At 73.8% G+C, this 23,182-nt stretch carries 16 protein-coding genes; 7 read left to right on the top strand and 9 right to left on the bottom strand.

The window, feature by feature from the left end:
- Positions 1–31: 31 nt before the first annotated feature.
- Together EDD32_RS09225 and EDD32_RS09220 are read left to right on the top strand one after the other, a co-directional pair.
- Complete coding sequence (locus EDD32_RS09225) at positions 32–538, top strand: inorganic diphosphatase (protein ID WP_123916885.1); 507 nt, start codon at positions 32–34, stop codon at positions 536–538.
- 203 nt (positions 539–741) lie between these two features.
- On the top strand, positions 742–2,145 hold the full coding sequence (locus tag EDD32_RS09220) for an IS1380 family transposase (RefSeq protein WP_123916759.1): 1,404 nt from the start codon (positions 742–744) through the stop codon (positions 2,143–2,145).
- Between the two features lie 206 nt (positions 2,146–2,351).
- On the opposite strand, the gene EDD32_RS19790 is transcribed toward EDD32_RS09220, so the two are convergent.
- The gene (locus EDD32_RS19790) at positions 2,352–3,896 is read right to left on the bottom strand and encodes a C40 family peptidase (protein WP_123916883.1); all 1,545 of its coding nucleotides are present in this window, start codon (positions 3,894–3,896) and stop codon (positions 2,352–2,354) included.
- Between the two features lie 735 nt (positions 3,897–4,631).
- Between EDD32_RS19790 and EDD32_RS09210 the strand changes: the two genes are divergently transcribed.
- The 4 genes from EDD32_RS09210 (at position 4,632) to EDD32_RS09195 (ending at position 9,435) form a co-directional block, all read left to right on the top strand.
- Positions 4,632–5,963 (top strand): bifunctional o-acetylhomoserine/o-acetylserine sulfhydrylase, encoded by a 1,332-nt coding sequence (locus EDD32_RS09210; RefSeq protein ID WP_123916881.1) that lies wholly within the window; start codon positions 4,632–4,634, stop codon positions 5,961–5,963.
- A 2-nt stretch (positions 5,964–5,965) separates the two neighbouring features.
- The gene (gene metX, locus EDD32_RS09205; RefSeq protein ID WP_123916879.1) at positions 5,966–7,234 is read left to right on the top strand and encodes a homoserine O-acetyltransferase MetX; all 1,269 of its coding nucleotides are present in this window, start codon (positions 5,966–5,968) and stop codon (positions 7,232–7,234) included.
- A 116-nt stretch (positions 7,235–7,350) separates the two neighbouring features.
- Positions 7,351–8,574, top strand: a complete 1,224-nt coding sequence (locus EDD32_RS09200; RefSeq protein WP_123916877.1) for an alpha/beta hydrolase — start codon at positions 7,351–7,353, stop codon at positions 8,572–8,574.
- A 336-nt stretch (positions 8,575–8,910) separates the two neighbouring features.
- Positions 8,911–9,435, top strand: coding sequence for a DUF305 domain-containing protein (locus EDD32_RS09195; RefSeq protein WP_123920394.1), 525 nt, complete (start codon positions 8,911–8,913; stop codon positions 9,433–9,435).
- A 39-nt stretch (positions 9,436–9,474) separates the two neighbouring features.
- Here the strand turns inward: EDD32_RS09195 and EDD32_RS09190 are convergent, their stop codons facing one another.
- The 8 genes from EDD32_RS09190 to EDD32_RS09155 all read right to left on the bottom strand — a co-directional run bounded on the left by EDD32_RS09190 (position 9,475) and on the right by EDD32_RS09155 (position 21,857).
- Entirely contained in the window at positions 9,475–10,668 is a 1,194-nt protein-coding gene (locus EDD32_RS09190; protein WP_123916875.1) for a restriction system modified-DNA reader domain-containing protein, read from the bottom strand.
- Positions 10,669–10,803: 135 nt separating this feature from the next.
- Positions 10,804–13,740: an FAD-binding and (Fe-S)-binding domain-containing protein gene (locus EDD32_RS09185; RefSeq protein ID WP_425459499.1), complete on the bottom strand. Its 2,937-nt coding sequence runs from the start codon at positions 13,738–13,740 to the stop codon at positions 10,804–10,806.
- A 508-nt stretch (positions 13,741–14,248) separates the two neighbouring features.
- Positions 14,249–14,479: a FeoA family protein gene (locus EDD32_RS09180; protein WP_123916873.1), complete on the bottom strand. Its 231-nt coding sequence runs from the start codon at positions 14,477–14,479 to the stop codon at positions 14,249–14,251.
- Positions 14,480–14,694: 215 nt separating this feature from the next.
- Positions 14,695–17,403: a pyruvate, phosphate dikinase gene (gene ppdK / locus EDD32_RS09175; protein WP_123916871.1), complete on the bottom strand. Its 2,709-nt coding sequence runs from the start codon at positions 17,401–17,403 to the stop codon at positions 14,695–14,697.
- Positions 17,404–17,511: 108 nt separating this feature from the next.
- The gene (locus EDD32_RS09170) at positions 17,512–18,672 is read right to left on the bottom strand and encodes a bifunctional 2-methylcitrate synthase/citrate synthase (protein WP_123916869.1); all 1,161 of its coding nucleotides are present in this window, start codon (positions 18,670–18,672) and stop codon (positions 17,512–17,514) included.
- Positions 18,673–18,703: 31 nt separating this feature from the next.
- Positions 18,704–19,606: a methylisocitrate lyase gene (gene prpB / locus EDD32_RS09165; RefSeq protein WP_123916867.1), complete on the bottom strand. Its 903-nt coding sequence runs from the start codon at positions 19,604–19,606 to the stop codon at positions 18,704–18,706.
- On the bottom strand, positions 19,606–21,132 hold the full coding sequence (locus EDD32_RS09160; protein WP_123916865.1) for an MmgE/PrpD family protein: 1,527 nt from the start codon (positions 21,130–21,132) through the stop codon (positions 19,606–19,608). Before EDD32_RS09160 ends, prpB begins: the two co-directional genes overlap by 1 nt.
- Positions 21,129–21,857, bottom strand: coding sequence for a GntR family transcriptional regulator (locus EDD32_RS09155; protein WP_123916863.1), 729 nt, complete (start codon positions 21,855–21,857; stop codon positions 21,129–21,131). Before EDD32_RS09155 ends, EDD32_RS09160 begins: the two co-directional genes overlap by 4 nt.
- Before the next feature lie 171 nt (positions 21,858–22,028).
- On the opposite strand from EDD32_RS09155, the gene EDD32_RS09150 reads away from it, so the two are divergent.
- Entirely contained in the window at positions 22,029–23,099 is a 1,071-nt protein-coding gene (locus EDD32_RS09150; RefSeq protein ID WP_123916861.1) for an enoyl-CoA hydratase/isomerase family protein, read from the top strand.
- Positions 23,100–23,182 lie beyond the last annotated feature (83 nt).

Below are 23,182 nucleotides of genomic sequence, written 5' to 3'. Positions count from 1 at the left end.
GTGGGGCGGCCGGGCCGGAGGAAGGGTAGCCGTGGAGTTCGACGTCACGATCGAGATCCCCAAGGGGAACCGCAACAAGTACGAGGTCGATCACGAGACCGGGCGGATCCGTCTGGACAGGATGCTCTTCACGTCCACCCGCTACCCCGACGACTACGGGTTCATCGAGGACACGCTCGGCGAGGACGGCGACCCGCTCGACGCGCTGGTGCTGCTCGAGGAGCCGACCTTCCCCGGCTGTCTCATCCGGTGCCGCGCCCTGGGGATGTTCCGGATGAAGGACGAGGCCGGCGGGGACGACAAGGTCCTGTGCGTCCCGGCGGCCGACCAGCGCGCGTCGTGGCGCACGGACATCGAGGACGTCAGCGAGTTCCACCGCCTGGAGATCCAGCACTTCTTCGAGGTGTACAAGGACCTCGAGCCGGGCAAGTCGGTCGAGGGCGCCCACTGGGTGGGCCGTGAGGCGGCCGAGCACGAGATCCGCCGGTCGTACGAGCGGGCCAAGGAGCAGGGCTACCACAACAACGGCGTCCACTGACGTCACCGACGGGTTGGCCGCACCACCGGCTGCCGTCCCCGCACGACGACCGAGGGCCCCGCCGACCGGCGGGGCCCTTAGCCTCGATCCACCGAGGGCTGACTGTTACGGGTAGGCGCGGGAACGCGAGAATGCCCCTCTGAGCTGGGAAGATACGACTTGTCGAAGGTCCGTATCGCCAGTTCAAGAAGGGCATCTCGTAGATGCAACTTTCTCACACCCGTCCGGTCGTGTCCGCGACGTTCGATGAGCCCAACCTCGTGTCGGCCGCCGGCCTGGTCCCGGTGATGGCCCTGGCCCGTCGGGCGGGACTGCGGGAGTTGGCCGACGAGCGGCTGAGCGTGCCCACGGACAAGGGCGCCAACGCCGGCCTGAAGCTGTCCTCGCTGGTCGCGGGCATGGCCGCCGGCGCGGACAGCATCGACGACATGGCCCTGCTGCGCCACGGCGGCATGGGCAAGGTCTTCTCCGGTGCCTACGCCCCCTCGACGCTGGGCTCGTTCCTGCGCTCGTTCACCTTCGGCCACGTCCGCCAGGTCGACGCGGTCGCCTCACGGTTCTTCCTCGCCCTGGCCGAGCACACCACCCTGCTCGGCGGCGCGGCGGACGCGGGGATGGTGATGGTCGACATCGACGACACCATCGTTGAGGTCCACGGCTACGCCAAGCAGGGGGCGGCGTTCGGGTACTCCGGCGTGCGAGGGCTCAACGCCCTGCTTGCCACCGTCTCCACCGATCAGGTCGCACCGGTGATCGCCGCCCAGCGGCTCCGCAAAGGGTCGGTGGGTTCCCCGCGCGGGGCGGCCCGGCTGGCGACCGACACCTTGGCGCTGATCCGCCGCAGCCGGCTGGCCGGCCGTGGTGTGCTGGTGCGGGCCGACTCGGCGTTCTACTCCCACACTCTGGTCACCGCGGCGCTCAAGGCCGGCGCGCAGGTCTCGATCACCGCGCGGATGGACCCGGCCGTCAAACGCGCCATCGCCACGATCGACGCCGATGCGTGGACCGCGATCCGGTACACCGATGCCATCTACGACGAGACCACCGGGGTATGGAACTCACGCGCCGAGGTCGCTGAGGTCCCGTTCACCGCGTTCTCCTCGAAGAAGAAGGCCGAGCAGGTCCCCGGCCGGCTCGTGGTCCGGCGCATCCCCGACCTGAACCCCAAGCAGGGTCAGGGCCAGGAGACGCTGTTCGAGACCTGGCGCTTCCACGCCTTCTTCACCACCACGGCACCCGAGGCGCTCGGCGCGGTCGCCGCTGACCAGACCCACCGGGCCCACGCGATCATCGAGAACGTCCACGCCGACCTCAAGGCCTCCGCCCTGGCACACCTGCCCTCCGGTGTCTTCGCCGCCAACGCCGCCTGGCTCGTCTGTGCCGTCATGGCCTTCAACCTCACCCGCGCCGCCGCCACGGTGACCAGGGCACCGTCGCTGGTCCGGGCAACGACCGAGACGATCCGCCGCAAGCTGATCAACGTCCCCGCCCGGATCGCGACCTCCGCCCGGCGGCTACGGCTGCACCTGCCCACCGCCTGGCCCTGGCAGAGCGCCTGGACAACGCTCTACGACGCCGTCCTCCCGCGCAGCGCCCGGGTCACCTGAACCCCGACCCATCGCCCCACGACCGAGGACCATCAGTGGAAAAGCCGGGCAGACCGGCAACCACCCCACGCCCGAGAACCACCACCGCCGTCCCGACCGCATCAACGAGCGAGCCGCGGACCATCGGTGGATCGAGGCTTAGTCGTGCGGTGCCCGCTCGGGCTCCGCCATGCGGGCCGGCTCAGAGGCGACCGTGCGGCGCCGGCTCAGAGGCGGCCCACCACCGGCATGATGTTGACGTGCCACATGGGCACCTCCTCGACGGTCTTTCCGGGGCTCGGCGCGTGGATGCGCATGTTGCCACCGGTGTAGATCGCGACGTGGTAGATCCCTGAGCGCTGGCCGTTGCTGCTCCAGAACACCAGGTCGCCCTTCTTGACCTGGCTCAGCGGCACCTTGGTCGCGACGTCCCACTGGGCGCGGGTGGTGCGGGGCAACGAGATCCCGGCGGCCCCGAAGGCCCGCATGGTCAGGCCCGAGCAGTCGTAGCCGGGGTTGCCGGTCCCACCCCACACGTACGGGACACCGAGCTGGGACCGGGCGAAGGCGATCGCGCGGTCGACGGCCGAGGTGTTGACCGCGGGCGCCGGTGCCGGAGCGGGAGCAGGCGCCGGGGCGGGAGCAGGCGCCGGAGCGGGAGCGGGCGCCGGAGCCGGAGCCGGGACTGGGGCAGGCGCGGGCGCCGGTGCCGGGGCGGGCGCCGGAGCAGGCGCCGGAGCGGGCGCCGGGGCTGGAGCGGGGGCGGGGGCGGGGGCGGGCGCCGGGGCCGGGGCCGGGGCCGGATTAGGGGCCGGGGCCGGAGCAGGGGCGGGCTCCGGGTCCTGAGCCGAACTGGGTGTGGCCGGCGTCTGAACGGCCGGCGCCTGCGCGGCCGGCGTCTGTGCGCCCGGGCTCTGGGCGGCCGGCGCCTGGGCCGCCGGGGTCTGGGCGACGGGCGCAGGGCCCGTCGCTGCGGCGGCCGGGAGGGCGGCGAGGGCCTGGGAGCGGGCGGCGGCGTCCTGACGGGAGAGCCGATCGGCGTCGAGCGCGTCCTGACGGGCACGCTCGAGCTCGACCGTGGTGGATCGCTGCGCGGCGAGCTCGACGATGAGCTCCTCGCGCCGCTGCGCGGCAGCGATGGCCTGATCCTGCGCCTGGGCGTAGCCGACCTCGGCCGCCTCGGACGCGGCACCGAGCTCGTCCGTGGCCTCCTCCTGGGCGGCGACCGCCTCGTCGGCGCGGCCCTGCAGCGTGCGGTGGATCTGCTCGAGGGCCTGGAACCGCTGGATGTGCTTGTCCGCGCGGCTGCCGAGGCGCTCGAGCGTGGACGTGCGACCCATCGCCTCCGCGAAGCTGTCGGAGGAGAGGTAGGGGGTGATGTGCGCGAGTCCGACCGAGCTGTCCTGGTAGAGCGCGGCGGCCACCTGGCCGAGCTGTGCGCGTGCCGCCTCCACCTCCTCGGCCGCGGCGTCGGCCTCGGCCTGACGCTCCTGCGCCGTGGTGACGGCGGCGGCAAGAGCCGCCTGCGCCGCAAGGAAGTCCTCGTTGGTCAGGGAGGCGCGGACCGCGGCCTCCTCGACCTCGGCCGCCACCGTGGCGAGCTCGACCTCGAGGGATGCGATCGAGCGGACCGTGGTCGTCTCCGCGGCCCGGGACGCCGCGATCTCATCCTCGCCCGGGGCCGCGGTCGCGCCGGCGGCGAAGCCTGCCGTCGACAGGGCCAGGACGGCGAGGGCGGCCGTCATCCGCCGCGTACCGGGTCGTACGTCCACCGTTCCTCCAGGTCCTCGCGCACCGTGCGGGACACGCGCGTTTCGCACGGTAGCGGACTTCAACCTCTTTGGGAACATGCGTATCTCTAGTAACACTGGTAACAGGTAGGCGCGGCAGCGCCGATCCGGGCGGAAGAGCGACCGTCACGCCCGGCGCCACCGACCAACGTCCCACCGCCCGCACGACGTCTGGCAGCGAGTGATCACTCCGTTGCCGAACGAGAGCGGTGTGGAGGGATCGCTCGGTCACGAGGTGATCGTTCGCCGACGGAGGGATCGCTCGGCGACGAAGTGATCGTTCGCGCACGGAGGGATCGCTGGGCCAGCGACACCCTGCGCCCACCGCGCACCTTGATCGCGGACACCGACAACTGGGGCGGACCAGCGCGTGTATCCGCCCGTCCCGATCCGAGGTGGCCCGGCACGGGCGCGCTCCGCGAGCGCCCCGCACGAACAGCAGGTGGCGCAGGTCTCACCACATGAGACACGTCTGGTCAGGCGTTCGCGCCGCTCCTAGAGTCGGCCACATGTTCCGTCGAATGTGCCGCTGACGCGCACGTTCGGCATGCCCTGACGTCGGCTCTCCGCCACGTCACCCCGGGACCTCACGACGGCCCGCCGGGACCGGGCGCCCCCTCGGACGTGCACGTCACTGCCGGCCCCCTGCGGGCTGACGGGACAGCGGCGACGCCGAGCCTCGTCTGCCCGCTCCACTCCCCCGAACCAGGAGCCACCATGAGCAGCGAGACCCCCCAGAGCTGGGCCTTCGAGACCCTCCAGATCCACGCCGGACAGACCCCCGACAGCGCCACCGGCGCGCGGGCCCTGCCGATCTACCAGACCACCTCCTTCGTCTTCGAGGACGCCGCCCAGGCGGCCGGCCGGTTCGCCCTGGCCGAGGCGGGCCCGATCTACACCCGCATCACCAACCCCACGCAGGAGGCGGTCGAGTCCCGCATCGCCGCGCTCGAGGGCGGGATCGGCGGACTGCTGCTGGCCTCGGGCCAGGCCGCGGAGACCCTGGCGATCCTCAACATCGCCGAGGCCGGCGACCACGTCGTCTCCAGCCCCAACCTCTACGGCGGCACCTACAACCTCCTCCAGAACACGCTGACGAAGTTCGGGATCACCACGACGTTCGTCGAGGACGCCGACGACCCGGAGTCCTGGCGTGCGGCGGTGCGGCCGAACACCAAGCTGTTCTTCGGTGAGACCATCGCCAACCCCAAGAGCGCCGTCCTCGACATCGAGGCCGTGGCCGCGGTGGCCCACGAGGTCGGCGTCCCCCTCGTCGTCGACAACACCATCGCCACGCCGTTCCTCATCAAGCCGCTCGAGCACGGCGCGGACATCGTGCTGCACTCCGCCACGAAGTACCTCGGCGGGCACGGCACCTCGATCGCCGGCGTCATCGTCGACGGCGGCACGTTCGACTGGTCGGCCGACCCCGAGCGCTTCCCCAACTACAACACGCCGGACCCGAGCTACAACGGCCTGGTCTACAAGGACCTCGGCGCCCCCGCCTTCATCCTCAAGGCCCGGGTCCAGCTCCTGCGCGACCTCGGACCGGCCGTCTCGCCGTTCAACGCCTTCCTCATCGGGCAGGGGCTGGAGACGCTGTCGCTGCGCATCGAGCGGCACGTCGCCAACGCCCGGCGCGTCGCGGAGTTCCTCGAGGGCCAGGAGCAGGTCACGCGCGTCGCGTACGCCTCGCTGCCGTCCTCCCCCTGGTACGAACTCGCGCAGCGGTACGCCCCGCGCGGCGCCGGCGCGGTGCTGGCGTTCGAGCTGGCCGGCGGCTACGCGGCGGGCCTGGCGTTCGTCGACGCCCTCAAGCTGCACTCCAACGTCGCCAACATCGGCGACGTGCGCTCCCTCGTCATCCACCCCGCCTCGACCACCCACTCCCAGCTCTCGCCCGAGGACCTCGCGGCCTCCGGCGTGAACCCGGGCCTGGTGCGTCTGGCGGTGGGCATCGAGAACGTCGACGACATCCTCGCCGACCTCGAGCTGGGACTGGCCGCAGCAGCGTCCTTCACGTCCGAGCCGGCCGGCGCGGAGGCCTGAGCATGCCGGGCACGCAGGGCACGCCGGGGTTCGGGGCACCCGACGGGGCGCCCGGGCACCGGCCGGGGGGCGCCCCCGCGCCCCGGACCCTGCGTGCCCGGCCCGTCCGCCGCGAGCTCGACCCCGCCACCCTCCCCGCCACGGGGGCGTGGCGCCCGGGCGACGACCCCGGTCCGCGCCTGTTCGCCGACATCGGCGCGCTCCCCCTCGAGGGCGGCGGCCGCCTGCCCCACGTCAGGATCGCCTACGAGACCTGGGGCGAGCTCAACGAGGCCGGCGACAACGCCGTCCTCGTCCTCCACGCCCTCACCGGCGACTCCCACGTGACCGGGCACGCCGGCGACCCCGAGGGTGACGGCTGGTGGTCCCAGGTGGTGGGACCGGGCCGGGCGATCGACACCGACCGCTACTTCGTCGTCGCCCCCAACGTCCTCGGCGGCTGCCAGGGCACGACCGGTCCGTCCTCCCCGGCCCCCGGCGGTGCGCCGTGGGGGTCGTGGTTCCCGCTCCTGACCGTGCGTGACCAGGTCGCCGCCGAGGTCGAGCTGACCGACCTGCTCGGCATCGAGCGGTGGGCGCTCGTCGTCGGCGCCTCGATGGGCGGGCACCGGGTCCTGGAGTGGGCCGTCACGGAGCCCGAGCGGGTCGGGGCCGTCGCCGTCGTCGCCTCGACCGCGCAGAGCTCGGCGGAGCAGATCGCCTGGGCGCACACCCAGCTCCAGGCGATCGAGCTCGACCCGGGCTGGCGCGGCGGGGACTACTACGACGCCGCCCCGGGGCACGGTCCCCACACGGGCCTGGGCCTCGCCCGGCAGATCGCCCACACGACGTACCGGACCCCCACCGAGCTCGACGGCCGGTTCGGCCGGCTGCCCCAGCACGCCGAGGAGCCGCTGGAGGGCGGCCGGTACGCGGTCCAGTCCTACCTCGACCACCACGCGGGCAAGCTCGCCGCCCGCTTCGACGCGAACACCTACCTCACCCTCACCCGGTCCATGGTCACCCACGACATCGGCCGTGACCGCGGCGGCGTCGAGGCGGCCCTGGCCCAGGTCACCGCCGAGGCGCTCGTCGTCGCCGTCGACAGCGACCGGTTGTTCTTCCCGGCCGAGTCCGAGCGCATCGCCGCCGGGATCGCCGGCGCCGGGCCCGTCGCGTACGTCCGCTCGCCCTACGGCCACGACGGCTTCCTCATCGAGCACGACCAGGTGGCCGCACTGCTGGGCCGGTTCCTCCGGGCCGTGGCGCCGGTGGGACGACCGGCGCGCTGACCCGGCCGCTCCCGCCCGGCTCCCGGCCCCCGACGAGCACCCACGGAACACCGACGGAGCACCGACGAGCAGCGACGAGCCCGCGCGCCGGGCTCCCGGCGAGGCATCATGGGGGCATGGTCAAGGACCCACCGGACGACGACGTCGTCCCCCCGCGCTCCGAACGGGTCCGGCAGGCGGTGGCGGCGCGGCTGCGCACCGGCGGGACGGGGACCACGTCGACGCCGGAAGGCACCGGCGCCACGGAGGGTGCTGCGAGCCAGGCCGAGCCCGTACCGGAGCAGGCCGTCGTCTTCCCCCCGCCGCCGCCCGCGGACCGGTGGGTCGAGGACGTGCTCGGGGCGGGCTTCGAGGCCCGGACGCTGCCCCTCCACGACGACGACGAGGGTGAGGTCGTGGCCACCCTCGTGCGCCACGTCCCGGTGTCCGACCCCGAGGCCCTCACGGGTACGCCGTCGACGCCGACCTTCACCGTGCTGTACGTCCACGGCTGGAACGACTACTTCTACCACCGGGAGCAGGCGCGGGAGTGGTCCGCCCTCGGCGGCGCCTTCTACGCCCTGGACCTGCGCAAGTACGGCCGCTCGCTCCGGTCGCACCAGACCCGTGGCTACATCGAGAACCTCTCCACCTACGACGAGGACATCCACGCCGCCCTGGAGGTCCTGCGGGCCGAGCACGGCGTCGGCACCGACCTGGTGCTCGTCGGCCACTCCACCGGCGGTCTCACCACGGCCCTGTGGGCGCACCGGCACCCCGGGGCGCTGCGGGCGCTGGTGCTCAACTCCCCGTGGCTGGAGCTGCAGGGCACGTCGCTGCTGCGCACGCTCTCGACCCCCCTCGTGGGAAGCCTCGCCCGGCTCCAGCCCCGCTCCGTCCTCCCCACCGCCGACCCCGGCTTCTACCAGCGCGCCCTCATGGGGTGGACCGAGGCGGACGGCCCCGTCCCCGAGGGCTCCGAGGACGACCCGTTCGTCACCGGCTGGAACCCCGAGCCGTCCTGGCGGACCTCGCCCGCGGCGCCGATCAGGGCAGGCTGGCTCGCCGCGATCCTCGCCGGTCACGCCCAGGTGGCCGCCGAGCTCGAGATCAGCTGCCCGGTGCTGGTGATGACGTCGGGACGCTCGTTCGTCAGCCCGCGGTGGTCCCAGCAGATGCGCGAGACCGACACCGTGCTCGACGTCGAGCAGATCCGCCGCCGTGCGCTCCAGCTCGGCCCGCTGGTCACGGTCGCCCGGTTCGACGGCGCCATCCACGACGTCACGCTCTCGGCCTCGGCGGTGCGCCGGCGCGTCTACGCCGAGCTGCGGCGCTGGGCCCGCGCCTACGTCCTGCGCTGAGCTCCGGCAGGCCGCGCGGCCGTCGTGCGACGCAGGACTGCGTCCCGGGTGGGGGCGCCGGACCGGGTTGCGCCGGAACCTCCGGAGGGAAGGATGGAGCAGGTCAGGTAGCAAACGGAGGAGGGCCGTCTCATGTCCGAAATGTCGCACCAGGACGATCGCCCGTCGGGCTCCGCCGCCGACGGCAGAGACGGCGGCGGCGGAGACGGCGGCCGCCCGCACGAGGGTCAGGAGCAGTCCCACGAGGGCCACGGGCAGTCCCAGCAGGGCCACGGGCAGTCCCAGCAGGGCCACGGGCAGTCCCACGAGGGACACGGTCAGTCCCACGGCAAGGGGATGTACCTGCGGTTCGCGGCGATGATCCTCACCGGGATGGTCGTCATGTACTTCGTGATGTTCGTCGGCTCGTGGGAGTGGAGCCACATCCGTTTCAGCCAGAGCCGGGTGTTCATGGCAATCACGATGGGCGGGGCGATGGGGCTGGTGATGCTCGCCTGGATGCTCAACATGTACAAGAGCGCCAAGGCCAACGTCGCCGTCGTCGCCGTGAGCCTCCTGCTCCTCGGCGGCGGGGCCGCGCTCGACCGCAGCCAGGCCACGGTGGACGACACGGCCTTCATGCGCGGGATGATCCCGCACCACTCCCTGGCGATCACCCGCTCCGAGCGGGCCGGCATCGAGGACGTCCGGGTGTGCGAGCTGGCGGTGGAGATCAGCGAGGCGCAGCGCCGGGAGATCTTCGAGATGGACTGGCTGATCGAGGACATCGCGCGCAACGGGGTGGCCGCGACCGCCGAGGAGGCGCAGGCCCGGCCGGTGCCCGACTACGACGAGCCGGCCGAGCGCGACTGCGCCGGCTGACGCCCGGAGCACACCCAGGCCGGGTGCGGCGGCCCGCACTCAGCCGCGTCGGCGACCACCGTTCACGCGTCCCACCGCGGCAGCCAACTCGGATCGGGCGTCGGCCAGGGTGGGGCCCGCCTCCCCGAACCGCCACACCCGCCAGCCGTCGACGTCGTCACGACCCGACGCGGCGGTCGCCGCGGCGTCGGGATCGAGGAAGGTCGCGCCGTCGGGGAGACGGATCATCCCGTCGGCGGTGAGGATCGCCTCGTGCCGCACCCCCCGGCGCAGCTGGTGCCACACCAGGCCGGTGTCCGAGCCGAGGGACGCGGCGACGACGACGAGGCCCTCCCGGTCCTCGTCCCCGGGCCCGTCGCTGCCGGCGGCCGTCGCACCGTCGTCGCTGTGCGCGCCGTGCACCGGTAGCCCCATGGGGGGCGTGCTCTCCTCCGAGCCGCGGTTGCGCGGGAGGGCGCCGCTGGTCTCGTCCGGCTGCCCCCCAGCGGGCCCGTCCGTGACCCGGGCGCGCTCGTCCCGTGCACCGTCGGGCTCGTCCGCGGTGCTGCCGGGTTCGTCCGACACGCTGCCGGGCTCGTCCGGCGAGTACTCGCGCGGCCGGGCGGTGGCGGTGATCTCCACGGAACGCTCGCGAGAGGTGAGCAGCGCACCGCCCGCCTCGAGCAGGTCGGGGCGGAGCTCGTTGATCTCGAGGAACTGCCGGCCGTTGCTCATCCGCCGCACGGCGATCTCGTGGACGACGACCCCGGAGTCACCGAGCACCTCCAGCGCCGGGCGCACCTCCTCCTCGACGGTGCCCGCGACGACGACGAGTCGCGGACCCGGCGTGGTGCGCGGCGGCATCGACTCGCGGAAGAGGTTCCACTCGCGGCGGAAGGCGTCGGCGCCGCGGGGGTAGAGCCCGCTGAGCTCGGCCCAGCCGAGGTCCGCGTTGCGGCCCGAGCGCGACAGCGCCGCGACCAGCGCGGCCGAGTCCAGCCGGTCGACGACCTCGACGGTCACGACCTGCCCGGAGGCGTCCATCGCCGTCAGCCGCGGTGAGGCGGCCGTGGCGCCGTAGGTGCCGGCGCGCCGGACGTCGCCGTACCAGCTCACGGGGAACAGGGGCCGCTGGACGACCTCGAGGACCTGGTCGCGCACCGCCTGGAGCACCTCGGGGTCGATGTCCTCGGTCACGGCGTGCCCGAACTGGGCAGGGACGAGGCGGCCCTCGTCGAACTCGAAGAACGGCATACGACGTCGACCTGACTGTCTCGCGGGTGGCTGGGATCGGCCTTCATCTTCTCACGACGCCGACCGCCGCGGACGGTGGCGCGGACCCCGCCCCCGACCCTGCACCACCCGGTGCCGGACGCGCCGCGCGGACCTTCAGCGGTCCCCGGTGAGGAGCTGGGCGAGATGGACCCCGTGGCGTCCGGCGAGCTGCTCGGCCTGGGTGCGGCAGGAGAAGCCGTCGGCGAGGTAGACCGTCTCCGGGCCTGCCTCGCGCAGGGCCGGCAGCAGGGCGTTCTCGGCGACGGCGACCGACGTCTCGTAGTGCCCGGCCTCCATCCCGAAGTTGCCGGCGAGACCGCAGCACCCGGCCAGGGTGGTGACGCGTGCCCCGGTGCGGGCCAGCAGCGCGGCGTCGGACTCCCACCCCATGACCGAGTGGTGGTGGCAGTGCGGCTGCGCCACGACCTCGACGCCCTCGAGCGACGGCGGGACCCAGTGCGGGCCGGGCCCCACCGGGGCCGGCGCGGTGAGCAGCTCGGCGAGGGTGTAGGTGTGCGCGGCGAGCATCGGTGCCCGCGGGTCGTCGGGGAGGAGGTCGACCATGTCCGAGCGGAGCACCGCGGTGCAGCTGGGCTCGACCCCGACGACGGGGATGCCGTTCGCCGCGTAGGGGGCCAGCACCCCGAGGAGGTCCGTCAGCCGCTTCTTGGCCCCGTCGAGCTGGCCGGTGGAGATCCAGGTGAGGCCGCAGCACGCCTGCTCCCGGGGGACGATCACGGTGTAGCCGGCGCCCTCCAGGAGCGCGACCGTGGCGCGCGCACCGGCGCCGTCGAGGGTCTCGGAGAAGGAGTCGGCCCACAGCACGACGAAACGCGCGTCGGTGTCGGTGGAGGTGCCGGTCTCGGTGCGGTTCCCGGTCTCGGTGCCGGTGCCGGTGAGAGACGGGAGCACGGCGCCGCGGGAGGTCGCACTCCCCGCCTCACGCCGGCGCCACCAGCGCGAGAACCGCTCGTCGGCGAAGCTCACCATGGACCGCCTCGGGTCCATCCCGCCGGCGGCCAGCACCGCCCGCGCGACCGGGCGCACCCCGAGCACGGCGTTGGCCACCCGCGCCAGGGCAGGGACGGCCGTGACCATCGCCGACCACCGCGGCAGCTGGCCCAGGAGGTAGTGGTTGCGGGGGCGGACCTTTCCCTTGAACGCGCGGTGCAGCACCTCGGACTTGTAGCGCGCCATGTCGGTGCCCGTGGGGCAGTCCGAGGAGCAGGCCTTGCAGGACAGGCACAGGTCGAGCGAGGCCAGCACCGCCGGTGAGTTCCAGTCCCTCACCAGCGAGCCGTTGGTCAGCTCCTGCAGCACCCGGGCACGGCCGCGGGTGACGTCCTTCTCGTCCCTGGTGGCCTGGTAGCTGGGGCACATGAACCCGCCCGCGGCGGAGGTGTCGGCACGGCACTTGCCCACGCCGGTGCAGCGGTGCACCGCCGTCGCGAAGTCCCCGCCGTCCTCGGCGAAGGCGAACCCGCCGGCGGCGGGCGTGGGTTTGGCGTAGGGGCGGCGCAGGTCGGCGTCCAGCGGCCGCGGGTCGACGACGACGCCGGGGTTGAGCAGCCCCGTCGGGTCGAACAGCGTCTTGACCCGGGCGAAGAGGTCGACGACGTCGGGGCTGTACATCCGGCCGAGGAGCTCCGAACGTGCCCGCCCGTCGCCGTGCTCGCCCGAGAGCGAGCCGCCGTAGGCGGCGACGAGGTCGGCGCTGGCCTCGAGGAACGCCCGGGACGGCCCGATGCCGGCCGGCGTCTCCAGGGGCAGGTCGAGGCGCACGTGCACGCACCCGTCACCGAAGTGGCCGTACAGGAGCCCGTCCACGCCACGGTCGGCCATGAGGGCGGTGAAGTCTCGGAGGTAGTCCCCCAGCCGCTCCGGCGGGACCGCCGCGTCCTCCCACCCCGGCCACGCCGGCGCGCCGTCGGGCGTCCGGCCGCCGAGGCCCGCGCCGTCGGCCCGGATCCGCCACAGGGCGGCGGCCTCGGCGCCGGCCGGGACCACCCGGACCGCGGCGGTGCCGCCGTCGGCCGCGAGCGCGCGCGCCCTGGCCAGGGCGTCGGCGGGGTCGCTCCCGCCCACCTCGACGATGAGCCAGCCCGCCCCCTCCGGGAGCTCGGGTACGGCGGCGGGGCCGTGGTGGCGGCGCACGACGTCGACGAGGCGCGAGTCCAGGCCCTCGACGGCGAGCGGCGCGTGGGCGAGGAGGGCTGGGACGGCGTCGGCGGCCGTCGCCATGTCGGGGTAGCCCATCGCGACGACGACGGGCGCGGTGGGCAGCGGGACCAGGTCGACCGTGGCGCCGAGGACGGTGACGAGGGTGCCCTCGGTGCCGACGAGCATCTTGGCGAGGTCCTGGCCGTTCTCGGGCAGCAGGTGCTCGAGGGAGTAGCCGGAGACCTGACGCTTGAACCGGCCCAGCTCCGTGCGGATGGTCGCGAGCTCCGCGGCGACGAGCCTGTCCAGCCCGGGCACGGCCGCGAGCGCATCCGGACCGGAGCCGGCGACGAAGCGCCGGCCGGTGCCGTCGACGACGTCGAGCGCGCTGACGTTGTCGGCGGTGCGGCCATACGCCACGGCGTGCGGGCCGCAGGCGTTGTTGCCGATCATCCCGCCCAGGGTCGCCCGGTTCTGCGTGGAGGGGTCGGGGCCGAACCACAACCCGTGCGGCCGGGCGGCCGCCTGGAGGGAGGACATCACCACCCCGGGCTGGATCACCGCGGTGCGAGCGTCGGCGTCGACGCGCTCGATCCGGTGCATGTGCCGGGAGAAGTCCAGCACCATGCCCGGCCCGACGGCGTTGCCGGCGACGGAGGTGCCCGCCCCGCGGGCGGTGACCGGCACCGCCAGCCGGCGGGCGACGTCGAGGGCGGCGAGGGTGTCGTCCTCGTCGCGCGGGCTCACCACCACCTGCGGCACGACGCGGTAGTTCGAGGCGTCCGTGGAGTACTCGGCGCGGCGACGCTCGGAGGTGTCCACCTCCCCGTCCACGGCGGCGTCGAGCTCGGCGGCCAGGTCGGCGCTGGTGACGGTGCTCACGGCGGCCAGTGTGGCACGCGGCGTCCGGGACCCGGTGGGCGTCGCCACCCTGTGGCCCGGCTGCCTGAGGTGGCGTGTTCGGCCGCAGCTACGGCGCAACCGCGGGGGCTGGCGGGCGGTGCGGGCGCCGGCGGCGGCGCGGGCGGTGCGGGGAGGGATCACTCGCGCCTTCGTCGCGGTCAACGATCACCGTGTGACCGAGCGATCCCTGCACACCACTCTCACTCGGCAACACGGGGATCGCTCGGCAACACGGGGATCGCTCGGCACCGGCACCGGCGCCGGAGACCCCTCGGATCAGAACCGGCAGCACGGGGATCACTCGCGCCTTCGTCGCGGTCAACGATCACTGTGTGACCGAGCGATCCCTGCACACCACTCTCACTCGGCAACACGGGGATCGCTCGGCAACACGGGGATCGCTCGGCAACATGGGGATCGCTCGGCACCGGAACACCATCGCCGTGCCGCTCGGCTCGCCCGCACCCACACAGCCTGTGCTCTCCAGGCCCGGTGCTCAGCGCGCGGGGACCTGCCGCACCGCCACCCGGTGGGCGGTCGCGGCGTCGACCGCCAGCCGGCAGCCGGCCGCGGCGACGACGATGCCGCCGAAGGCCGCGTGCTGGGTGACGCGCAGGAGCGCGCCCGGCCGGAGGCCGAGCTCGGCGATCCTCGAGCGCACGTCGTCGTCGACGTGCACACCCAGGACCCGCACACTCGCCGGTACCGGGCAGTCCGATAGCCACATGGTGAGAGCGTGTCGGGTGGCCCCGACGCGTGCCCAGGACGTTGGTCCCGGCGCCGGTCGGCGGCCCGGGCGGCGGCCCTCGGCGACGCCCGGCGCAACAGGCACGACGAGGAGGCCTGCTCCCGGCGCACAGGCACGACGAGGAGGACGGCACGCCGCACGTAGCACCAGAGGGCTGCCGGCGGAACCCGGCAGCCCTCAGCGCGACGGCCGCGTCAGGCGGTCGCGTCCTCCCCGGCCAGGGCGGCGGCGCGACCGGCCTCGAGCCGGGCGATGGGCACCCGGAACGGCGAGCAGGAGACGTAGTCCAGCCCGGCGTCGTGGAAGAAGTGGATCGACTCGGGGTCACCGCCGTGCTCGCCGCACACCCCCATGTGCAGGTGCGGCTTGGTCGAGCGCCCCCCGGTGACGCCGGACACCACCAGCGCCCCCACGCCGTCGGCGTCGAGGGTCTCGAACGGGGAGATCGTCAGGACGCCGTTCTCCAGGTAGTCGGCGAAGAACGCCCCCTCGACGTCGTCGCGGGAGAACCCCCAGGTGGTCTGGGTGAGGTCGTTGGTGCCGAACGAGAAGAAGTCGGCCTCCTCGGCGATGCGGTGCGCGGTCAGGGCCGCCCGGGGCAGCTCGATCATGCAGCCGATGGGCAGGTCGAGCGTGACGCCCGCCGCGGCACCGACCTCGGCGAGGATGCGCACGGCCTCCTCCCGGACGATCTGGAGCTCGCGCATGGAGCCCACCAGCGGGACCATGATCTCCGGCAGCGGGTTCTTCCCGGCCTTGCGCAGCTCCACGGTCGCCTCGGCGATCGCCCTGATCTGGAGGGCGAACAGGCCCGGGATCTTCAGCCCGAGGCGCACGCCGCGCAGACCGAGCATGGGGTTCTGCTCGTGCATGCGCTGGACGGCGGCGAGCAGCTTGACGTCGCGCTCCTCGACCTGGCCGCGCTCCTTGGCCAGGGCCACCTTGACGGCGAGCTCGGTGAGGTCGGGGAGGAACTCGTGCAGCGGCGGGTCGATGAGCCGGATGGTCGTGGGCAGGGAGTCCATGGCGTCGAGGAGCTCGACGAAGTCCGTGCGCTGCAGGGGCAGCAGCTCCTCGAGCGCCGCGAGGCGTGCCTCGTCGTCCTCGGCCAGCACGACGTGCTCGATGTAGACGCGCCGGTCACCGAGGAACTGGTGCTCGGTGCGGCACAGCCCGATGCCCTCCGCGCCGCGGTCGCGGGCGCGGCGGGCGTCCTCGGCGGTGTCGGCGTTGGCGCGCACCCGCATGCGGCGCACGTCGTCGGCGTGGCCGAGCACCCGGTCGATGGCGTGGACGAGCTCCTTCGTCGCCTCGTCCTCCGCGGCGGCGAGGCCGGCCTCGAGGCCGGAGGAGATGTAGATCATCACCGGGGAGTCGACGACGGGCACCTCGCCGAGGAACACCTCACCGCTCGAGCCGTCGATGGCGATGGTGTCGCCGGCGTGCAGGACCGTGCCGTTGATGCGCACCTCGCCGCTGACCCGGTCGACGTCGAGCTCCTCGGCACCGACCACGGCGCACTTGCCCATGCCGCGGGCGACGACGGCGGCGTGGGAGGTCTTGCCGCCGCGCGCGGTGAGGATGCCGTCGGCGACGATCATGCCCGCAAGGTCGTCCGGGTTGGTCTCGCGGCGCACGAGGATGACCTTGGCGCCGGCGGAGGTGCGCTCGATCGCCTGGGCGTTGTCCAGGACGATCTCGCCCACCGCCGCGCCGGGCGAGGCCGGCATGGCCTTGGTGAGGAGGTGGCGCTCGGCCTCGCCGTCGAACTGGGGGAAGAGCAGCTGGCTGAGCTGGGCCCCGGTGCAGCGCGAGATGGCCTCGTCCATGGTGATGAGGTGCTCGTCGACGAGCTGGGTGGCGATGCGGAAGGCCGCGGCCGCGGTGCGCTTGCCCACCCGGGTCTGCAGCATCCACAGCTTGCCGCGCTCGATCGTGAACTCGATGTCGCACAGGTCGCGGTAGTGGGTCTCCAGGCGGCGCATCGCCTGGCGCAGGTCGTCGTAGGACTTCTTGTCCAGCGTCTCCAGCTCGGCCAGCGGCAGGGTGTTGCGGATGCCGGCGACGACGTCCTCGCCCTGGGCGTTGGCGAGGTAGTCGCCGTAGATGCCGGAGTGACCGGTGGACGGGTCACGGGTGAAGCACACGCCCGTGCCCGAGGTGTCCCCCAGGTTGCCGAAGACCATCGTGACGACGTTGACGGCGGTGCCGAGGTCGTTGGGGATGCGCTCGCGACGCCGGTACAGACGCGCGCGCTCGGTGTTCCACGAGTCGAAGACCGCCTCGATGGCCATGTCGAGCTGCTCGCGCGGGTGCTGGGGGAACTCGCGCCCGGCGTCCTCCTGGACGATCGCCTTGAACTCCGCGACGAGCTCCTTGAGGTCCTCGGCGGTGAGGTCGATGTCGGTCGCCGCGCCGGCGGTCCGCTTCTTCTCGTCCAGCGTGTGCGCGAAGTGCTCCCCGTCGATGCCGAGGACCGTCTTGCCGAACATCTGGATGAGCCGGCGGTAGGAGTCCCAGGCGAAGCGCTCGTCGCCGGAGAACTCGGCCAGCCCCTTGACGGAGGCGTCGTTGAGCCCGATGTTGAGGACGGTCTCCATCATGCCGGGCATGGAGAACTTGGCCCCGGAACGCACGGAGACGAGCAGCGGCTCGTGGAAGTCGCCCAGCCGCCGCCCGATCGTGTCCTCGATCTCGCGCACCGCCATGGTCACCTCGACCCGGAGCTCGGGCGGCACGTGGCCGTCGCGCATGTAGGCGCGGCAGGCCTCGGTGGTGATCGTGAAGCCCGGGGGCACCGGCAGTCCGAGCTTGGTCATCTCGGCGAGGTTGGCCCCCTTGCCGCCGAGGAGGTCCTTCTGGTCCTTGCTGCCCTCGCTGAAGCGGTACACGTACTGCGGCATCACGCGCCTCCTGGCTCCCGGCGCCCGTCCGTGCGCCTCGATCGTCAGACTATGGGTGACCTGGGTCACGCCCCCAGGTTATGGAGTGAAGCACGTCACAGGGGTGACTTACGGCCTACGTCCCGATTCGCCCGCCGGAGCCTCGTCCGGCCCGTCCGGGAGGTGCCGCTCGGCCGGGCCGTCGTAGGCGCTCAGCGGGCGGATGAGCGCGTTGTCGCCCGCCTGCTCCATGATGTGCGCCGTCCAGCCGGTGACCCGCGCAGCGACGAAGATCGGGGTGAAGGTCGCGGTATCGAACCCCATGAGGTGGTACGCCGGGCCCGAGGGGTAGTCGAGGTTGGGCTCGATGCCCTTGCGCGCGACCATCGCCGCCTCGAGCCGGTCGTACAGCTCGGCGAGGTCGGGGCGGCCGTAGTGGGCGACGAGGGTGTCCAGGGCGGCCTTCATCGTCGGGACCCGGGAGTCGCCGTGCTTGTAGACCCGGTGGCCGAAGCCCATGATCTTGCGTCGCTCGGCCAGGGCCCGGTCGAGCCACGCCTCGGCCCGCGAGGCGTCGCCGATCTCGTCGAGGACGTGCATGACGGCCTCGTTCGCCCCGCCGTGGAGGGGACCCTTGAGGGCCCCGACCGCGCCGACGACGGCGGAGTACATGTCCGACATCGTCGAGGTGATGACCCGGGCCGTGAACGTCGAGGCGTTGAAGGAGTGCTCGGCGTACAGCACCAGGGAGACCCGGAACGCGTCGACGACGACGGGGTCGGGGACCTCCCCGAAGGTCATGTGGAGGAAGTTCTCGGCGTAGCCGAGGTCGTCCCGGGCGGGGACGGGCTCCTGGCCGCGCCGGCGGCGCTGGTCGTACGCGACGACGGCGGGGATGCGGCCCAGGAGCCGCACCGACCGGGCGTGGGCGGCCTCGGGCGAGGGGTCGGCGGCGGCCGGGTCCTGGGCGCCGATGAGGCTGACCGCCGTGCGCAGGACGTCCATCGGGTGGGCGGTGACGGGCACGAGGTCGACGACGGCGCGCACGTCCTCCTCGAGCCCCCGGTTCGCCCGCTCCAGCTCCTGCAGCGCGGCGAGCTCGGCCGCCGTCGGGAGCTCGCCGTGCCACAGCAGGTGCGCCACCTCCTCGAGGCTGCACCGGGCGGCGAGCTCCTGCACGGGGTAGCCGCGGTAGAGCAGCGAGTTCGTCTCGGGGTTGACCTTGGAGATGGCCGTGGTGTCGGCGACGACCCCGGCCAGGCCCTTGCGGACCTGGGTGGTCTCGGTCATATCTCGCTCCTTTGCGTGAGGGACCGCGTGATCAGCGGCCGGGGACCGTGAAGGTGAAGACGCCGGCGTCGAAGGTGTTGTAGGCCGGGTAGTCGAGGAGCTCGTAGAGCCGCGCGCGGTGCTGCATGCCCGCGACCTCCGAGCGCAGCGAGCCCTCGGCCACGAGGGTGTCCAGCGCCCGCTCGGCGGCGCCCATGGCGACGCGCAGCAGGGAGACGGGGTAGATGACGATCCGCGCCCCCGCGGAGGCGAGCTGGTCCTCGGTGAAGAGCTCGGACTTGCCGAACTCGGTCATGTTCGCCAGCACCGGGACGTCGACCGCCGTGGCGACCGCCTCGAGCTCGGCCAGGCCCGTCATCGCCTCCGGGAAGATCGCGTCGGCCCCGGCGTCGACGAGCGCGCGCGCCCGCTCGAGGGTGGCGTCGAGACCCTCGACCGCGCGGATGTCCGTCCTGGCCATGATGAGGAGGTTGGGGTCCCGGCGGCCGTCGGCCGCGGCGCGGATGCGCTTGACGGCGGTGTCGGTCCCGACCACCTGCTTGCCGTCGAGGTGCCCGCAGCGCTTGGGGTTGACCTGGTCCTCGATGTGCAGGCCCGCCACCCCGGCGTCCTCGAGCTCCTGGACGGTGCGGGCGACGTTCATCGGCTCGCCGAACCCGGTGTCGGCGTCGACGAGGGCCGGCAGGTCGGTCATCCGGGCGATCTGGTGGCTGCGGCCGGCGACCTCGGTCGCCGTCGTCAGGCCGATGTCGGGCAGGCCGAGGTCGGCGGACAGGACCGCCCCGGAGATGTACACACCCTCGAAGCCCTTGTCCTGGATGAGCCTGGCCGAGAGGGGGTTGAAGGCACCGGGGAAGCGCAGGAGGCCGGGCCCGGCCAGGGCCGTGCGCAGGGCGGCACGCTTCGCGGCCGCGGTGGTGGGGGCATAGAGCATCAGAAGATCCCCTCGGGTGCGGTGACGGAGGACATGAGGGCGGCCGGGGCGACGACGGTGAGCCCGCCGAGCTCGTCGGGCCGCAGCTCGGGAAGGCGCTGGGCGACGTCGAGGAACCGCCGGATCTCGGCGGGCTCGAGGACGCCGTCGGCGAGCGTGCGGAACTTCTCCACGTACTGCTCGCGGGCGAAGGGCCGGGCGCCGAGGGGGTGCGCGTCGGCGACGGCGATCTCCTCCACCACCTGCGTGCCGTCGGTGAGGGTGATCTCGACACGGCCGCCGAAGGCCTTCTCGGCCGGGTCGGCCGAGTGGTAGCGCCGGGTCCAGCCGGGGTCCTCGGCGGTGGTGACCGTGCGCCACAGCGCGACGGTGTCGGGGCGGGCGGCCCGCTCGGGGGCGTAGGAGTCCACGTGGTGCCACCGCCCGTCCTGCAGCGCGACGGTGAAGATGTACGGGATCGAGTGGTCGAGGGTCTCGCGGGACGCGGCGGGGTCGTACTTCTGGGGGTCGTTGGCCCCGGAGCCGATGACGTGGTGCGTGTGGTGGCTGGTGTGGATGACGACCGACGCCACGTTCGCCGGGTCCGTCAGCTCCGGACGCTCGCGGTGGAGCCGGCGGGCGAGGTCGATGAGCGCCTGGGACTGGTACTCCGCGGAGTGCTCCTTGGTGTACGTGTCCAGGATCGCCCGCTTCTCCTCGCCCGGGCCGGGCAGCGGGACCTCGTAGTGGGCGCCCGGGCCGTCGAGCATCCAGGCGATGACGCCGTCCTCCCCCTCGTAGATCGGAGTGGGGGAGGTCTGGCCGCGCATGGCGCGGTCGACCGCCTCGACGGCGACCTTGCCGGCGAAGGCCGGGGCGTAGGCCTTCCAGGTGGAGATCTCGCCCTTGCGGGACTGGCGGGTGGCGGTGGTCGTGTGCAGGGCCTGGCCCACCGCCTGGAAGATCACCTCGGGGGCGAGCCCGAGCAGGGTGCCGATGCCCGCGGCCGCGGAGGGGCCCAGGTGGGCGACGTGGTCGATCTTGTGGGCGTGGAGGCTGATCGAGCGGACGAGGTCGACCTGGATCTCGTACCCGGTGGCGAGGGCGCGCACGAGCTCGGCTCCCCCGAGGTCGCGCCGCGCCGCCAGGTGCTGGGCGACGGCGAGGATCGGGGGGATGTTGTCGCCGGGGTGGGAGTACTCCGCCGCGAGGAACGTGTCGTGGTAGTCCAGCTCGCGCACCGCGACGCCGTTGGCCCACGCGGCCCACTCCGGGCTCACCCGCTCGGCGGTGGGCAGGCCGACGACGGTCGCGCCGGGCGTGCGGGGGTGGGCCGTCGCCTGCGCGCGAGCGGCCACGACGGGCGCGCGCAGGAGGGACGCGGTGGCCACGGCGGCGTTGTCGATGACCCGGTTGACCACCATCTCGGTCACCTCCGGGGCCACCGCCACGGGGTCGGCGGCGACCTCGGCGATCTTCCACGCGAGCTGGTCGGTGCGGGGCAGGTTCGCGCTCGAGGGGTGGACACGGACGTGGTGGGTGATCACGGGCTGCCTCCTGGGGCGGGTGCGGGTGGGGCGGGAGGGCCGGGGGTGGCTGCGGGTGGGGCGGCAGGGGTGCCGGCGGGTGCGGGCGTGGCGGGGGCGGCCGGGTCGAGCGCGGCGAGGATGGTCTCCAGGCTCGAGCGCAGGTGCACCGCCGTGGCCTGGGCCGCGAGCGTCTCGTTGCCCTCCGCGACGGCCCCGGCGATGAGGGCGTGCTCCTCGGCGGCGCGGGCGAGCCGGGCGGGGTTGTCCTGCGAGAGCCGGCGGGCCCGGGCGACGTGGCTGCGCAGGCCGACGAGCGACCGGCGCAGGTACGGGCTGCCCATGGCCTCGTCGAGGGCCGCGTCGAGCTCGGCGACCAGGGCGAAGTAGGCGTCGGAGTCCGGCCGGTCGGCCACCTGCGCGGAGAGCTTCTCGCGCAGCGCGGTGAAGACGGCGCGGTCCCCGCGGCGCGCCGCGAGCCTGGCCGCCTGGGTCTCCAGGGCCTCCCGCAGCTCGAACAGGTGGGTCACGTCCACCGCCGACAGGCTGGAGACGACGAGGGTGCGGCCCCGACCGGTCACGGCCAGGCCCTCGGCGGCGAGCCGCCCGAGCGCCTCGCGCAGGGGTGTCCGGGAGACCCCCAGGCGCGCGGACTGCTCCACCTCCCCCAGGACCGTCCCCGGGGCGAGGCGCCCGGTGACGATCTCCTCCCGGAGGGAGTCGTAGACCCGTTCGCTGGCGCGCACGGGTCCGACGGTACCGGCCGACACGCCGTTTGTATACAAAAACCCCCCACGCACCCCCGTTCTGGTTCCGGAACCGTACGTCTGCATACACGCGGCGGGCGGGCGAGCGCTCGTGCGCCGCGCGGTCCCACCGGTACGGTGGGCCTTCCGGGGCGACGGGGAGGTCGGGGAATGACGACGGCGCAGAGGGGCACATCGGTGCTGGCCCGGGTGGAGGGCCGCGTCGGCCACCTCACCCTCAACCGGCCGAGCGCGATCAACGCGCTCGACGCTCCCATGCTCACCGCCGTCGGCGCGGCGCTCGCCGCCTGGGAGCACGACCCCGCCGTGTCCGCCGTGCTGCTGGACGGCGCCGGCGACCGAGGACTGTGCGCCGGCGCCGACGTCCGGGCCCTGCGCAGCGCCGTGCTCGACGGCGAGGCCGCCCGCGCCCTGGACTTCCTCCGCCAGGAGTACCAGCTGAACGCCCGGATCGCGGAGTACCCCAAGCCGGTGCTCGCGATCATGGACGGGATCACCATGGGCGGCGGGGTGGGCCTGAGCGCCCACGCCTCGCTGCGGGTGGTGACCGAGCGGTCGCGCGTCGCGATGCCCGAGACGCGCATCGGCTTCGTCCCCGACGTCGGCGGCAGCCACCTCCTCGCCCGCGCGCCGGGCCTGACCGGGGTCCACCTCGGCGTCACGGCCGCCGTCGCGGGACCCGGGGACGCGATCTACACCGGGCTGGCCGACCACTTCGTGCCCGCCGAGTCCCTGCCGGCCCTGACGGCCGCGGTCCTGGAGGACGGCGACCCCGCCGGTGCGGTCCGTGCCCTCGCCGTCGCGCCCCCCGCCGGCGAGCTGGTCGGCCACCGCGCCTGGATCGAGGAGTGCTACGACGCCCCGACGGTGCTGGCGGTCGTCCGGCGCCTGGCGGCCCACCCCCACCCCGCCGCGCGTCAGACCGCCGAGGTCATCAGGTCCCTCTCCCCCACCGCGGTGGAGGTGGCCCTGGCGACGCTCACCCGCGCTCGGGGCGGGACCCTGCGCGAGGCGCTGCAGCAGGAGCTCCGCTCGGGGACCGGTCTCGCGGCGCGCGCGGACTTCACCGAGGGGATCCGCGCCCAGCTGGTCGACAAGGACCGGCGCCCGCGGTGGGACCCGCCCACCCTGGAGCAGGTCGACCCGGCGGTCGTGGCGGCCGTGCTCGACACCGACGTGCCGCCGCTGTTCCCGGCGCCGGAGCAGCCCCGGACGGCCTGACCCGACCCCGACCCGGCGGGGTCGAAGGTCCTCCGGCGGGGCGCGGCCGCCGCCCTACGGTGGAGGTGGTCGAGACGGGCAGC

The sequence above is a fragment of the Georgenia muralis genome, from assembly GCF_003814705.1.
Taxonomy (GTDB): Bacteria; Actinomycetota; Actinomycetes; order Actinomycetales; family Actinomycetaceae; genus Georgenia; species Georgenia muralis.
Note: the sequence above shows the minus strand (reverse complement) of the source record. Positions and strands in the feature narration are given on the sequence as shown.

What these genes read in the sequence shown, in the direction of transcription:
- EDD32_RS09170 (WP_123916869.1), bottom strand. Translation starts at nt 18,672, where the DNA reads ATGACCGAGACCACCCAGGTCCGCAAGGGCCTGGCCGGGGTCGTCGCC.
- EDD32_RS09150 (WP_123916861.1), top strand. Translation starts at nt 22,029, where the DNA reads ATGACGACGGCGCAGAGGGGCACATCGGTGCTGGCCCGGGTGGAGGGC.
- EDD32_RS09195 (WP_123920394.1), top strand. Translation starts at nt 8,911, where the DNA reads ATGTACCTGCGGTTCGCGGCGATGATCCTCACCGGGATGGTCGTCATG.
- EDD32_RS09210 (WP_123916881.1), top strand. Translation starts at nt 4,632, where the DNA reads ATGAGCAGCGAGACCCCCCAGAGCTGGGCCTTCGAGACCCTCCAGATC.
- metX (WP_123916879.1), top strand. Translation starts at nt 5,966, where the DNA reads ATGCCGGGCACGCAGGGCACGCCGGGGTTCGGGGCACCCGACGGGGCG.
- ppdK (WP_123916871.1), bottom strand. Translation starts at nt 17,403, where the DNA reads ATGCCGCAGTACGTGTACCGCTTCAGCGAGGGCAGCAAGGACCAGAAG.
- prpB (WP_123916867.1), bottom strand. Translation starts at nt 19,606, where the DNA reads ATGCTCTATGCCCCCACCACCGCGGCCGCGAAGCGTGCCGCCCTGCGC.
- EDD32_RS09200 (WP_123916877.1), top strand. Translation starts at nt 7,351, where the DNA reads ATGGTCAAGGACCCACCGGACGACGACGTCGTCCCCCCGCGCTCCGAA.
- EDD32_RS09190 (WP_123916875.1), bottom strand. Translation starts at nt 10,668, where the DNA reads ATGCCGTTCTTCGAGTTCGACGAGGGCCGCCTCGTCCCTGCCCAGTTC.
- EDD32_RS09220 (WP_123916759.1), top strand. Translation starts at nt 742, where the DNA reads ATGCAACTTTCTCACACCCGTCCGGTCGTGTCCGCGACGTTCGATGAG.
- EDD32_RS09180 (WP_123916873.1), bottom strand. Translation starts at nt 14,479, where the DNA reads ATGTGGCTATCGGACTGCCCGGTACCGGCGAGTGTGCGGGTCCTGGGT.